This is a genomic window from Ensifer sp. ENS08 (assembly GCF_014852195.1).
Classification (GTDB): Bacteria; Pseudomonadota; Alphaproteobacteria; order Rhizobiales; family Rhizobiaceae; genus Ensifer; species Ensifer adhaerens.
In genome coordinates, this window is the sequence record NZ_JACVBF010000017.1 from 63,729 (window position 1) to 76,688 (window position 12,960).

Annotated in this window: 12 protein-coding genes and 1 pseudogene; 1 reads left to right on the forward strand and 12 read right to left on the reverse strand. The window is 62.8% G+C overall.

Features of this window, described 5'->3' with window-relative positions; translation table 11 throughout:
* Positions 1 to 6: 6 nt before the first annotated feature.
* From IB272_RS27505 to IB272_RS27520, 4 genes are read right to left on the reverse strand one after another with little or no spacing between them, the layout of a single operon-like run.
* Complete coding sequence (locus tag IB272_RS27505; protein WP_127890263.1) at positions 7 to 1,572, reverse strand: ABC transporter substrate-binding protein; 1,566 nt, start codon at positions 1,570 to 1,572, stop codon at positions 7 to 9.
* A gap of 36 nt (positions 1,573 to 1,608) precedes the next feature.
* Entirely contained in the window at positions 1,609 to 2,730 is a 1,122-nt protein-coding gene (locus tag IB272_RS27510; RefSeq protein WP_060604921.1) for a DUF917 domain-containing protein, read from the reverse strand.
* Positions 2,727 to 4,271, reverse strand: a complete 1,545-nt coding sequence (locus IB272_RS27515) for a hydantoinase/oxoprolinase family protein (RefSeq protein WP_192445477.1) — start codon at positions 4,269 to 4,271, stop codon at positions 2,727 to 2,729. The genes IB272_RS27510 and IB272_RS27515 overlap by 4 nt, the downstream gene beginning before the upstream one ends.
* A 3-nt stretch (positions 4,272 to 4,274) precedes the next feature.
* A complete protein-coding gene (locus IB272_RS27520; RefSeq protein WP_162251910.1) occupies positions 4,275 to 4,778 on the reverse strand; it encodes an Lrp/AsnC family transcriptional regulator in 504 nt (167 codons plus the stop codon).
* Between IB272_RS27520 and IB272_RS27525 the strand changes: the two genes are divergently transcribed.
* Positions 4,770 to 5,117: a hypothetical protein gene (locus IB272_RS27525; protein WP_192445478.1), complete on the forward strand. Its 348-nt coding sequence runs from the start codon at positions 4,770 to 4,772 to the stop codon at positions 5,115 to 5,117. The genes IB272_RS27520 and IB272_RS27525 overlap by 9 nt on opposite strands.
* Here the strand turns inward: IB272_RS27525 and IB272_RS35060 are convergent.
* From IB272_RS35060 to IB272_RS27560, 8 genes and pseudogenes are all read right to left on the reverse strand, one after another.
* Positions 5,114 to 5,242, reverse strand: a pseudogene (locus IB272_RS35060) (integrase); the annotation flags it as partial. The gene IB272_RS27525 and the pseudogene IB272_RS35060 sit on opposite strands and share 4 nt — an antisense overlap.
* A 29-nt stretch (positions 5,243 to 5,271) precedes the next feature.
* On the reverse strand, positions 5,272 to 6,570 hold the full coding sequence (locus IB272_RS27530; RefSeq protein ID WP_060521262.1) for an NtaA/DmoA family FMN-dependent monooxygenase: 1,299 nt from the start codon (positions 6,568 to 6,570) through the stop codon (positions 5,272 to 5,274).
* Positions 6,571 to 6,585: 15 nt separating this feature from the next.
* Positions 6,586 to 7,236 (reverse strand): NAD(P)-dependent oxidoreductase, encoded by a 651-nt coding sequence (locus tag IB272_RS27535; RefSeq protein ID WP_192445479.1) that lies wholly within the window; start codon positions 7,234 to 7,236, stop codon positions 6,586 to 6,588.
* A 17-nt stretch (positions 7,237 to 7,253) separates the two neighbouring features.
* A complete protein-coding gene (locus tag IB272_RS27540; protein WP_192445480.1) occupies positions 7,254 to 8,504 on the reverse strand; it encodes an NAD(P)/FAD-dependent oxidoreductase in 1,251 nt (416 codons plus the stop codon).
* Positions 8,501 to 9,379, reverse strand: coding sequence for an NAD(P)H-binding protein (locus tag IB272_RS27545; protein ID WP_192445481.1), 879 nt, complete (start codon positions 9,377 to 9,379; stop codon positions 8,501 to 8,503). The genes IB272_RS27540 and IB272_RS27545 overlap by 4 nt, the downstream gene beginning before the upstream one ends.
* Positions 9,376 to 10,410 (reverse strand): ABC transporter substrate-binding protein, encoded by a 1,035-nt coding sequence (locus IB272_RS27550; protein WP_192445482.1) that lies wholly within the window; start codon positions 10,408 to 10,410, stop codon positions 9,376 to 9,378. Before IB272_RS27550 ends, IB272_RS27545 begins: the two co-directional genes overlap by 4 nt.
* A gap of 10 nt (positions 10,411 to 10,420) precedes the next feature.
* Positions 10,421 to 11,653 (reverse strand): acyl-CoA dehydrogenase family protein, encoded by a 1,233-nt coding sequence (locus IB272_RS27555; protein WP_127890216.1) that lies wholly within the window; start codon positions 11,651 to 11,653, stop codon positions 10,421 to 10,423.
* Positions 11,654 to 11,666: 13 nt separating this feature from the next.
* Positions 11,667 to 12,704 carry an ABC transporter substrate-binding protein gene (locus IB272_RS27560; protein ID WP_089045361.1) on the reverse strand — a complete coding sequence of 346 codons (1,038 nt, stop codon included), beginning with the start codon at positions 12,702 to 12,704 and terminating at the stop codon, positions 11,667 to 11,669.
* Positions 12,705 to 12,960: the final 256 nt, after the last annotated feature.

Here is a 12,960-nt window from a genome sequence, read left to right on the forward strand (position 1 = left end):
CGTGCCCTACCGGCTCAGATCGTTGACGAAGGCGATGTGACCATAGGCCGGATTGTCGGCGTAGCCCTTGATGTCAGCGCGGATGATATGGACGTTCGGCTGGTCGAGCATGAAGATCGCTGCCGCATCCTCGATGATCTTGCGCTGCGCCTCGATAAACAGCGCCTCGGCGCGCGGGCGGTCCGTGCCCGAGAGCTTGGCCGCGTCATCGATCTTGGTGTCCACCTCGGCATTGGAATAGTAGCCGAGATTGAAGTTCGGCTTCTCCTCGCTGTGGAACAGGTTGAAGAGGTAGTCGTAGGGGGTGACGAAGGTCGGCCACCAGAACATGACGAAAATGTCCTGCGCCGCCTCGGGGTTCGATTTGCCGAGCTGCCATTGCGCTTCCCATGCCATCGGCTGGAGTTTCAGGGTGATGCCGAGCGTCTCCAAGTTGGCCTTCCAGAGCTCGCCTGCCACCGCCTCGATCGCCTGGGACGTGGAATAGGTCATGACCAGTTCCAGGCCCGGCTCGATGCCCTCTTCGGCAAGCAATGCCTTGGCTGCTTCCAGATCGGTCTTCGGGATCGGCGCGTTGGCATCGTGGCCCCAGATACCGGCCGGGACGACACCCTTGGCGCGGGTGCCGAAGCCGCTCGTGCCCGCCGAGATCACGTCGTCATAGGGAAAGGCGAGCGACAGGGCCTGACGCACCTTGACCTTGTCGAGCGGCGCACGCTTGACGTTGTAGAGGCCGAACAGCGTTTCGAAAGAAGGGTTCACGACCACGTTCAGGTCGGGATTGGACTTCAACGCCTCCAGATTCTCGTAAGGGAGGCTGTAGGTCCAGTCGGCCTGGCCGCTCTCGATCATGTTCTGGGCGAGCGTCGCATCCTCGACGATTTCGAAGGAGATCGTCTGGAAAGCGCCGTCCGGCACCTTGCCCCAATAACCTTCGACGCGGTCGAGGACAGCGCGCTGGCCGGGCTCATAGCGCGAAATCTTGAACGCCCCGGTCCCTGCATCGTTGCCGGTGTTGAACCAGGACGCATCCTTGTCGTGCGAGGAAGGCGCGTAGATCCAGGCGGCAAAGCCGGCCGACGCGATGAGGTCGAGTGGCTGCGGCTCGGAGAGCAGGAACACCACCTTTAGTGGCTCCGGTGTTTCGATGGACGCAACCGGCCCCCAGATGAAGGACGCGCCACCACCGATCTTCTTGGTCCGCTCGATCGAGCCCTTGACCGCCTGCGACGTCAGCGGGCTGCCGTCATGGAACTTCACGCCATCGCGCAGGGTGAACGTCCAGGTCTTGCCGTCTGCGCTCACGTCCCAGGAGGTTGCGAGCAGGGGCTCGATTTTGGCTTCGGCCTTGTCGGTCGCGGGAATGTAGCGCGTCAGCCCTTCGTAGACATTGGCAAGCACCGCGCCGTCGTTGGAAAACGAGGTAGCCGGGTCAAGGTCCGGAAAGCTCGTCGGATAGGCGAGCGTGAAGATGCTGCTGGTACCCTCGGCCATCGCAAAATTCCAATGCGATGCGGCGGCTGTGGCGAGAGCGGTGAGGGCGGCGGTTTTCAAGAAATTGCGGCGGTTCATGTCGGGCTCCCAATCGAGTTCTGGAGGGGCGGACGCTTAGGCGTCTTCTTTGTAATGGGGTACGGCAGGCGCATCCGCAGACACGCCCATCGGCACAAAGTCGAAATCGTAACCAAAGGCACGCGGGCCGACGGAGGCGAGCGCGATCTCGCTGCGCAGCAGCACCGGTGCAGGCATGGACAACACGTCGATGCGCAGGCCGTAGCGCAGCTCTTCCGTGCCGATCGCCCGGCCGGTTTCCGAATCCACGATGCAGATCAGGTCCGGCACCATGGTGATGATCTCTTCGCCTTCGCGCGCGATCAGATATTCGTTCTGGATGTCGACGGTGAGTGTCCGGCCTGCGTCGGCATCCAGGCCCGCAACCGTGAGCTTGCCGCGGGTGAAGCCCGCCATGACGCGGCGGCTGATATCGGTCACCTTGCCGCGCATCAGCCGCACACCACCGGACTGCTTCAATATGGCCTCGACCGGGTCCTCCTTGGCCGCGCGCGCGTTCATGACGGCGTCTCCGAGGCTCCACGCCTGGCTGGTGGTGTGGGGCACGCCGAAACGGCGGACGAATTCACCGGACATCGGCGCAGTCGTCATCAGCGCGGTGCATCCCATGGCAATGGTGCTGGCGCGTAACAGCTTCTCCAGCATCTTCGGCGTCGTCGCGTCGGTGACGACGAGCACGTTGCCGTCGGCGTCGGCAAGGGCCGCCGGCTGCACCGCCTGGCCGTGGATGAAGAAGGTCGTCATCTGCACTTCCGGGAAGGCCCGACCCATGCCGTCGGCATCGACGACAGGCAGATCGACCATCGCTGCCGTCAGCATCGGCGCAATGCCGTTGCCACCACCGACCTCGTCACCGAGCACCGCATCGACCTTGCGGCCGAGATGCCGTTCGAGCGCGTTCAATAGCCGGACGCCCTCGCTGCCTTCCGGGATCTTTTCGATGCCCACCGTCGGGGCGCCGATGCCGCCGATACCCAGGATCTGCGCATCCGGTGCCATGTCGGCGGGGCGCACCATGCGAATGCGCTTGCCTTCGCGCAGGAGCGCCTTGGCGCGCAGAAGGCCATGGTAGGTGCTGCCGCCACCGCCGGTTCCGAGAATCCCACAGCCGATGGCGATGCGATCGATATCCGCTTCGCTGAGCGTCCAGTACTTCATGCCCGCAACTCCCCTATCACTTTCGCGGCGACGCGAACGGCATTGCCGGGCAGGTACGCCAGCGGCGTTTCTTCGATTTCGGCAAGGGTGGTCGTCTCGGCGTCGGCGCCGGCCTCGACGGCGCGCGCCCGTGCCTCAGCGACAATGGATTCCAGTGCGCGTTCCCGGGTGGTGCCTTCCAGCGAAACCACGCTGTCCACCTCGCCGGAGACCTGGGCAATTGCCGCGCCGATGGCGTTGGCCGAGCCGAAATGATCCGGCTTCAGCGAAACGGAGGTTCCCTCCAGCAGGCCCTCGACCAGCACCGAGCCGCCGCCGACAAGAATGGCGGGGATCGGATCGGCGCTCGGCTTCATGCGGTCCAGCACCGTTTCGATGCTGGCTTTCATCTGCGCCAGCATCTGCTGGGCAAATTCCGGCGTGATGCGGCTGAGGCGGTCGCGCTCGCCAAGGTCGACAAGGCCGGCAGCAACGGCGACGTCGGTGGTCGTCAGCGTGTCCCCGCCGAAGCAGAGAGCCTTTTCCGGCAGGCGAAATCCGACCGAATCCGGGCCGATCGTCGAAGACGAACCGGGGCGTATGATGCTGCCGCCGCCGAGCCCGAAAGAGTAGACGTCCGGAACACGGAAATTAGTCGGCACGCCGCCGATCTCCGCGCCCTCGCTGCGGGTGCGCGGGAAACCGGCGACCAGCATGCCGATATCCGTGGTGGTGCCGCCGATGTCGATGACCGCTGCGTCGGATAGCCCGGTCAGGAAGGCCGCACCACGCATGGAGTTGGTCGGTCCGGACGCGATCGTGAAGACCGGATAGCGCTCGGCGAACTCGGCCGCCATCAGCGTGCCGTCGTTTTGCGTCAGGTAGAGCGGGCAGGTGAGGCCGAGCGCGGCAAATGCCGCGCGGAAGGCGCCGACCGTCTCGCGTCCGAGCGTATGGAGGCTCGCATTGAGGATGGTGGCATTTTCGCGGGGCAGGAGGCCGGTGCGACCGACGCGGTGCGACAGGCTGATTGCCACGCCGGGCATTTCCTCGGCAACGATTTCCGCCGCGTCGTTTTCCATTTTCGGATCGACCAGGGCAAAGACCGAGCAGATCGCGACGGCGGAGATGCCGCGCGCCCGCCAATCGCGGCATGCCGCGCGGATCGCCACGTCGTCGAGCGGGGCAATCTCAGAACCATCGTAATTGACGCCGCCGCCAACCAGAGCGGCACCCCCGTCGACGACGGGGCGAAGTGTATCCGGCCAGTCGATCATGGGTGGCAGGGAGCGCGTCGCCGCACCGCAAAGGCGCAGAATGCCCACCTTTTCAAGATGCCGACCCTCGACGATCGCATTGAGGAAGTGTGTGGTGCCGATCATTACCGCGTTGACCGCGCCGGCAGCAACGCCTGCTTCGGCCAGAACGGTGCGGATCGCCGCGCTGACGCCCGATGTCACGTCCGCGGTGGTAGAGGATTTCACCGTGGCCAGGACCTCGGCGCCGCGCAGCAGCGCCGCGTCCGTGTTGGTGCCGCCAACATCCACTCCGATACGAAGCATGGTCTATCCCTTTTTCTTGCCGCCGAGGTCCGTACCGCGGCTGATCGCGGTCGTCCTCGTGCCGAATACCTTGTAGAGGCGCAGCACGACCGAGCTCGTGACGCGCCTGATGCCAGGCAGTTTGCCCATTTCCTGATCGATGAATTCAAGCAATGCCGCGTGGTCGGCCACGAAGAGCGAAGCACTGAGGTTCGCCGTGCCGCTCGTGGCGGCGAGGTAGCCGATCTCGTCGTACTCTGCGAGCAGGATGGCGACGTCCTCCTGTTTGCCGGGCTCGACCTCGATCAGAAGTTCGACCTGGACATCGCGTCCAAGCGCGACCGGATCGGGAATAGCGCCGATGACGATCATCTTGGCCTGCAGCAGTCCGGCAATGCGGTTGCGGACTGTGCGCTCCGAGACGCTGCCGATCCGGCCGGCGATCTCGGCCGCCGAAAGGCGCCCGTCTTCGGAGAGATAACGGATAATCTCGCGGTCCAGATCATCGACGAGGTAGCGTTGGGTCATCACCGTTTCCATTTCGGCCTTGATAGGCAAAGTAAATTTCCGAAACGGAATTATGTCAAGAATATTTCAGTCGATACCGTCGAATCGTTTCAAAAATATCCCGATTTAGGCGGTATTCATGCAGAGTGTTACCGAATCGGCATCTGCAGTGGATCGCGGGCTTTGTCGGCGGCGACAATTTCAGCCAGCCTTGGCATCGCCTTTTTCCTGGAACGGGCGAGGGATCTGTCGAACCGCAGCTTCGAGCGCCGGCCCGAGCGCGGCGTCCGGTCTATTGGGACAGGCGACTGTTTGGCGCTTGATTGTCTGGCCGACGGTGCTACGGCGGTGCGACACTAGACAAATACACGGGCCGCTCGCCCCTGCTTTCGCTCCGCATCGTTGTAGTAGCGCGCCGCCTGCGTCACCGATTTTTGCAACGACTGCTGCATAGCTACAGGCAGCGGTATGCCGCGATTGGCCGCCGCCTGAGGCGCATCGGGGCCTGTCTGTACTAGTACGGAAATGGCAATGCATAGCGCTCGCGAATGGTTTGTTCCTCGTAACGGTTACGATAAACACCGCGGTCCTGGAGGATCGGGACGACCTTCTTCACGAATTCTTCGATGTCATCAGGTGCCCGGGGCGGCTGAAGCGTGTAGCCGTCGACGGTGCCGTCCGCCCAAAGGTCGATAAGCGCATCGGCGACCTGTTCCGGCGTCCCGAGCAGCAGGCGGTGGTGCCCTTCCGAGCGGCGCACAGCCTGCCTGGCCGTCAACTTCTCATGTGTCAGCAGATCGGAGAGACCAAGGCCCATTCCGACCGCCTGAAGACGGTTGGGATCCGGAACGAAACGCTCGGCATCCAGAATGGCATCCGGATCGAAGCCGTTGGGATCAATACCGTTCTCCCTGACGAAGCGTGCGATCAGGCCGTCCTCCGAGCCCGCGCCGCTGAAGAGTTCGTGTTTTCGCAACGCCTCCTCTTTCGTCTCGCCAAGGATCACCACCACCCCGGGCACGATCTTAATGCCCTTCGGGTCGCGACCGATGGCTGCAGCGCGATCCCTGACCTTCTTGCCGAAGGCCTGGCCGGCAGGGCGGGAGAGGATGTTGCAATAAATGATCTCGCCATGGCGGGCGGCGAGCTCGATACCGCCTTCGGATGCGCCTGCCTGCGCGATCACCGGATGGCCTTGCGGGCCACGCGGCACGTTCAGCGGTCCCTTCACTGCGAAATGATCGCCTTCGTGGTCGATCGCATGCGCACTCGCCGCATCCCAGAACCGTTCGTCGGGCACATGGCCGTCGCGGGCGGGATCCCAGCTTGCCCAGAGTTTCTTGGCAACATCGAGAAATTCGGAAGCTTTGGCGTAGCGCTCGGCTCGTGGGGGCAGCGGCGCCGAGCCGAAGTTGGCTGCCACATTCGGATTGAAGGACGAGACGATGTTGATGATCAGCCGGCCACCGGCCACGATATCCGTCGACTGGGTGCGGCGGGCGAGATTATAGGGCGAATTGTATGTGGACGACATGGTTGCGACGAAGCCGATGTCGGGCACCTGTGCCGCAAGCGCCGTACAGAGGATGAGCGGGTCGATGGTATGGAATGGTCGGCTGTTCGGGTCGGTCATCAAGGCCGGATGATCGGAAAAGAACACGGCGTCGAACAGGCCTTTGCGGGCGAGTTCCGTCAGGCGTCTGTAGTATTGAGGGTCATAGATGTCGTGGCGGCTCCCGCTGCGATATTTCCAGGCGGCCGGCAGATAGCCTGTCGTGTTGATGCCGACATTGAGATTGAGCGTGCGGGGCATGCGAATTGAGGTCCTTCAATAGGCCGCGGTGAAGCGGCGGCGGATGAACTGTCCCTTGTCGAGTTCATCGAGAATTGCGACGGCGAAATCGGCTTCGGAAATCCGGCTTTCGCCCGTATCGTCTCGCAGAAGCGCATCCTCGCCGAGCCTGAAACGGCCGGTTCTTTCGCCGGCCTTGATCAAAAGAGGCGGGGATACATAGGTCCAGTCGAGATCGTGCTCGCCGCGTTTCAGACTGCGCAGGATCTCTCGGTTGCGCAGCGTGTGAGCCTTGTGGTCCGCCGGGTAGAAATCACTGTCGACCACGTCGACGCCGGGGCTTGCCTGGAGGCTTCCGACGCCGCCGACGATGATGATGCGGCGGACGCCGGCGCGCTTGACGCCTTCAAACAGGGAAGCATGTGCATTCTCGATGAGAACCGCGGCATCTTCCGCCGAATGGCGGCGCAGACCAGGACTATAGGCACTGATGACCGCATCGTGGCCGGCGGAGATCTTTGCCACTTCCTCCGGATCGGCAATGTCCGCCTTCAGTGCCGTGAGACGCTCGGCAGGCTCCAGGTTTGAAGAGCGCGTGACGGCTGTCACGCGGTGATTTCTCGAAAGAGCTTCCTTGCGGATGTTGCTGCCGATGTTTCCTGAGGCGCCGAAGACGACAATGGACATGATCGATTTTCCTGAGGCTAGAGGGCAGGTATCGCCTTGAGCGGTTGATTGGCGCCGACATTGCGCTGCATGGCGGAAAGCGACGACCGCACGGCCTCGTAGCCGTGTTCGCGCATGGCGTTTTCGTAGTCGTTTAAGGCCGCAAGCAGTGGCTTGCCGTGGCGCCTTGCGGCGACGAGTTCGCGTACGAGCAATCCGGAATCGTAGAGGGCGGTGTTGCCGCCAAGCGCGCGGAAATAGGTCATCGCGTGGATCGCGTCGCCGAGTAACGTCACCGGACCGCTTTGCCATATCGCGCCGGGTGTGGAGCTCTTGACCTTGAGGAAGGCGACCGTCGACGGGTCGCTGTGGCGAATGAGGTTCAGGATGCGCTCGTCCCAGTGATGGATACGGTGAAGCAGCGTTTCGATGAGGGCCGCGCCGTTGAGCCGTTCGAGCAGTTCGTCCGGCCCGAGTTCATCCGTGTCATAGGCCGTGTTCCACCAGGTGTAGCTGGTGGAGTTGTTGAAGTGGAAGCCAGGGATATCGGCATGGCCGGGATCTTCCCTGCCTATGAAATCGTGACGCGCATAGGCGGACGGATCCACCCGATGGCTGGTGATCATCAGACCACGACCGTCGCGCGGGCGGATGTTGGTATTGAACTCAGTCAGCAGCGGTGAAATGCCCTGTCGTTCCGCCTCGTCGATCGTGATCTTGCCGGCCAACCGGCGCACCCCCGTGTCGATGCTCTTGAGGTCAGGCAGGAGTTGGCGACGTACCGCCGATCCCGCTCCGTCGGCCCCGACCAGAAGATTGGTGTGTACGGCCGAGCCGTCGGAAAAATGCGCAAGCACGGTTCCGTCGGCAAGCTGCTCATAGCGCTCGAACCGTTTGCCTGTGTGAAAAAGGCCGTCGAGCCCGGACAGGAGGATCTGGCGCAGCGTGATGCGGCTGACCGATTTCTCGATATGCGTATCTTCGGGTTCGCCTGATCCCTGGCTCGTGTTCTCGAGCCTTTGGAATGTCTCATCGAGAACAAGGTTTTCCGTCGGCGCAAGCCCGAGCGTATCAAGGAAGGCTTGAAAGAGGTGCGCCGGAAGGTTCGCCTGAAGCGCGTCGATGCCCCGTTGCCGGATCCGCATGCGGAAACCCTGCACATAGTCCGACCGGACCTGGTCGCGCTCGAAGACGGCGGTGTCGATGCCGTTCTTCTTGAGGCCTTGCGCCAGGGCGAGCCCACCCGGTCCCCCACCGATGATGGCGACGTCGACGAAGGGTATGGTCATGGCTGGTACTCGGGGACTGCGGTTTCGGCGGTCACTTGTTCGAGGATGAAGTCGGCGACGGTACGGGGCGAACGGCCAAGCAGTGTTGGAATGACGTCGGTCGTCGTCGCGGCGCGGCCGGCAGCGATCAATCTTACGAATTGCGCAACGGCGCGGTGTTCGAAGTCACCGTCTTTTGGAACCGTCCGGGGTGGCTTCTCGAGGGCAGCAACCGGCCGTTTCAATGCAGCCGTAAGCAGAGCGGCGACCTGCCGGAACGATACCACGTCCGGGCCGGTGAGGTTGAGCGTGCGCCCCCGAATGCGATCGGCGAGAAGTTGGTGCACGGCGACATCGGCAATATCGCGCGCGTCGATGTAACCGATGCCGGCCTCGAGGTTGGCTGCGACAACCTGATTGTTCATGATCGCGTTCCGGATGGTGTTGGCGAGCGAGACCTGCATCCAGGCATTGGGACGAAGCGAAACAGCCTCGGTCGGAAGGCCATTCAAGTGCCGTTCCACGGCAGCGTGCGCTTCACCGGAGATAGAATTCCCTGGCGGCTCGATCGTCCAGTCGGAGCCCGAGATCTTGACGATACGGGAAACATTTGCGGCGACGGCAGCATCGGCGACGGCGACCTGGTCCGTGACGAGCCTCGTGCTGATGGGGGATAACAGAAGAAGGCGCCCGACGCCTCGAACGGCCGTGTCGAGCGCGGCGCGGTCGCCAAAATCACCTGCGGCAATCTGCAGAGTTTCACCGAACAGGGCACGTGCCGTCTCCGGGCGTCGGGTAAAGACGCGAACCGGTTGTCCGCGTGCGAGAAGTCGTTCGACAACGAGGCGCCCAAGCTTGCCGGTGGCGCCGGTAACGAGGATCGGCCTCTCACTCATGCGGCGGCCCGCTGCAAGGCGGCCTCTAGCGGTCGGCGATCAATCCAACTGAAGACATCGAAATCATCAGGAATGAACTGCCAATCGAGAAGGAAGCGCTTGAAGTGGTCGAACGCGGCGATCTGGTTTTCGTCCAACGCCAGACCGAGATGACGCTGGACGTCCGCGCCGTTCGCTGCCCAGACGGCGTCCTCGCCGACGCCGATCTCGTTGGCGATGAACCGAACTGCTGTGTCCGGGTTCGACGCCGCCCAATCACCAACACTGGCGACGGTCGACACAAGATCGACGACGAGGTCGAAATGCTGGTCAAGAAAGCGGGCGTCGACTGTCAGCGGCCTTGGCGTGCCATTGTTGATGCGGATCTTTGGATCCGGATGGAAACCGAATTCCGCCACCACAACTGCACCGATCTGATTGGCGAGCACGATGCCTTCTGCACCTTTGACGAAGAAAGCGTCGATCTTGCCCGAGGCCAGGGCCAAGAGTTCCTCGCCATAGGGATATCGGCGCTTCAGGCCCAGGAAGGCGGCGTTGCCCTGTTCGATGAGGTTGCCCTCGTTGGTGTCGAGATAGACGAGTTCGACATCACCGTGATCAAGGCCGTCGAGCGAAAGCGCCGAGACGATGCCTTTCAAGGCGGTGGCCCGCTGGAAGTCGACGACGTCGGAACTGGGCTTGCGTGGTACGCCGATGCGGCGGCCTTTCAAGTCCTTCGCGACAGCGATCCCGGAACCTGGAAGCGCGATAATCGCCTGGAACTCGTCTGTCGTGGTGATGCCGACAACGCGTGTCTCGCGCCCACCGGACCGCGCCCAGATCGGCGGAATGTTGCCGCCCTGTCGGAACGAGTAATCGAGCGCATGGGTAAAATGGCTCTGGCGGACCGACGGATCCTTGCTGTCGCGGATCGAGCGGACGGCAACGCCGGCGTTCTCAAACTGTCTGTCGATCCAGCCGAGCTGATGGGCGATCGACAATGGTGTCGGGGCGGGGCAGCGCGTGTACCAGACGGAAGAGAGGGAAGACATCAGGGAACTCCTAGCGGCCGCCGACGACGGCAAGACGGGGTTGCTGGGGAGGTCGAACGGGGACCGGCTCGAGCGCAACCGCAGGTGTTGCGGCATGCCGGTTGAACGCCGCCTTGGCAAGCATCGTCCGGATCAGGTTGTTCTGTGGCGCATGCGCCTTGCCGGAAAGCGCATCGCGATGATGGCGTTCCAGCGGATTGTCGCGACTGATGCCGGGGTTACCGCCCAGTTCGAGGGCAAGGGTCGTCACGGTGATCGCGTTGGCGATGACCGTGTGTTTGACCGCGGCGGCATCGGCGCCGAAGGGGCGCCCCGCATCGAAATCCTCGGCGATCGACCGCAGCAGCCGACGGTTGACCGTCAGCAAGACCTCGATCTCGCCAAGGCCATCCTGGATGCGGGGAACGGTGGAGAGCGGTGCGCCGAGGCTTGCCGGCGCGCGCGAGGTCGTAAACTCGATCAGCCAGTCGCGTGCCCCGCGGGCTGCACCGTCGTAAATCGCCGGCACGAGGCTGAAGTACCAGGCGCCCATGCGCTCGTCACGTTTCAGGCCTTCGCTCGCCGGCGCGATGTCGAGAACATCGGCGAGCGGGATCGCGACGTCGTCGAGGATCAGGTCGTCGCTGTTGGTTGCCCGCATGCCCGTTGCGTTCCAGGTTTTTTCGACACGGATGCCATCGGCCGATGTCGGAACGAGGAATGAGCCCAGCCTCGGCTCAGGCTCGTCAGTAACCGCAAGCACAGCCACCCAGCGCAAGAGCGGGATGCCGGTGGCGTAGGTCTTGTGGCCCGTAATGCGCCACTGATCGCCAACGCGGCGGGCAATCGTCTCGGGCAAGGAACCATGCGATGGCGAACCGACGCGCGGCTCCACCTGTGCCGCATTGATGAGCGCGACACCCTCGCGATTGGCGCGGGTGACACGCTCGACAAGGTGGGGCGGCCACTTGCCTGAGGTTCGCACCGAAAAGTGCTGATTGTAGTGCATTGAAAGAACGAGAGCAGTCGATGGCTCTCCGCGCGCGATTGCCGAGACGGCCGCCAGCGCTTCCGTCAGTCCACCGCCGAGGCCCCCGTGTTCGAGCGCTGTGACCAGGCCAAGCAGCCCCGCCTCGTGCAGCGCGTCGAAATTGGCGAAGGGGAATTCGCCGGTTTCATCATAGTGGCGTGCTGTCAGGGCGAAGCGTTTTCCGAGTTCTTCGGCCTTGGCAATCACCGGTTCGAAACGTGTGGGATCGGTCATCGGCTTTACTCGTTCAGGCGACAGCGCGGGCGTCGAGTTCCGCCCAGGGGCGCTGGTCCACCCATTGGTCGATGTCGAAGTTGCTCGCGAGGAACCCCCATTCATGCAGGAAGTCCTTGTAGTGTCCGATCGCCGCGACGAGTTCCGGTTCGAGGCCGATGCCGAGATGTTTGTGGAGATCCGGACCGTTAGCCGCAGCCACGACCTCTTCTGAGGCGCCGACTTCGCGGGCAACAAAGCGACGCACCTCGTCGGGGTGCTCTTCGGCCCATGAGCCGGCCTGTTTCAAGGTCGCGATCAGCTTGGCGACGAGATCGGGGCGATCTTCAGCGAGCCTTTCGTCGACGGTCAGCACCCGAGGGGAGCCGGAATTGATGCGGATCTTCGGGTCCGGGTGGAAACCGAATTCCGCGACCGTGTGAGCCGCAAAGAGATTGGCGACGGCAATACCGGGCGTGCCTTTGACATAAATCGCGTCCACCTCACCGCGCAGCAGTGCGGCCGCTTCCGGCCCGTAGGCCTGCCGGTTTCTGAGGCCGTAGAGCTGCGGGCCCTCCCTGCCATCAAGAACGCTTTCGGAAAGCGGGATATCGACGATCTCGACATCGGAGGGCGTGAGCCCTTCGAGAGACAGAGCGGAAACCAGGCCCTTCAGCGCCGTAGCTGCCATGAAGTCGACGATACCGGGTGGTCGGCGCGCAATGCCGAAGCGCCGGCCGACAAGATCGCGCGTCGTTTTGATCCCGGTCTCGGGCAACGTGATGATGGCCTGGAATTCGTCGGTCCAGGTGATGCCGACGAGCCGCGTCGGGTTGCCTTCCGAGCGGGCGCGGATCGGCGGGACGTTGCCGCCATGGCGAAACGAATAATCGAGATGGTGATCGAAGTGGCTGGATCGGACGGAGCGGTCCTTGCTGTCGATGATCGAGTTGAGCGTAATGCCCTCCGTGGCAAACGCCTTGTCGAGCAGGCCGAGCTGGGTGGCGAGCCCCACGGGTGTCGGGACAGGGCAGCGCGTGTACCAGATTTGCGAGATGGCATTTTTTGTCACGAGGTTCTCCGCTGTCTTCGATGGGGTGTGCCGGGAAGCGTTTTTCGTTGGAGTGGCTCTTCCTAGTCGGTCATTGCTATTAGCTGTACTGATTTCGGATTAGATTTCCCAGACTGGCGCCGTTCACGACATATTGTAGGAATGACGTTCCTGCTAATGGTCACTCTCAGGGTGAAATTACTAAAACAGATTTGACAAAGCCTATGTAATTAGTCAACTATAAAAATCATCCGCGGCGACAAGGTCAGGCCGAGGT

Excerpts from the sequence above, each read along its gene's own strand:
- IB272_RS27535 (WP_192445479.1), bottom strand. The coding sequence starts at position 7,236 with ATGTCCATTGTCGTCTTCGGCGCCTCAGGAAACATCGGCAGCAACATC.
- IB272_RS27530 (WP_060521262.1), bottom strand. The coding sequence starts at position 6,570 with ATGCCCCGCACGCTCAATCTCAATGTCGGCATCAACACGACAGGCTAT.
- IB272_RS27550 (WP_192445482.1), bottom strand. The coding sequence starts at position 10,410 with ATGTCTTCCCTCTCTTCCGTCTGGTACACGCGCTGCCCCGCCCCGACA.
- IB272_RS27540 (WP_192445480.1), bottom strand. The coding sequence starts at position 8,504 with ATGACCATACCCTTCGTCGACGTCGCCATCATCGGTGGGGGACCGGGT.
- IB272_RS27505 (WP_127890263.1), bottom strand. The coding sequence starts at position 1,572 with ATGAACCGCCGCAATTTCTTGAAAACCGCCGCCCTCACCGCTCTCGCC.
- IB272_RS27520 (WP_162251910.1), bottom strand. The coding sequence starts at position 4,778 with ATGACCCAACGCTACCTCGTCGATGATCTGGACCGCGAGATTATCCGT.
- IB272_RS27555 (WP_127890216.1), bottom strand. The coding sequence starts at position 11,653 with ATGACCGATCCCACACGTTTCGAACCGGTGATTGCCAAGGCCGAAGAA.
- IB272_RS27545 (WP_192445481.1), bottom strand. The coding sequence starts at position 9,379 with ATGAGTGAGAGGCCGATCCTCGTTACCGGCGCCACCGGCAAGCTTGGG.
- IB272_RS27510 (WP_060604921.1), bottom strand. The coding sequence starts at position 2,730 with ATGAAGTACTGGACGCTCAGCGAAGCGGATATCGATCGCATCGCCATC.
- IB272_RS27515 (WP_192445477.1), bottom strand. The coding sequence starts at position 4,271 with ATGCTTCGTATCGGAGTGGATGTTGGCGGCACCAACACGGACGCGGCG.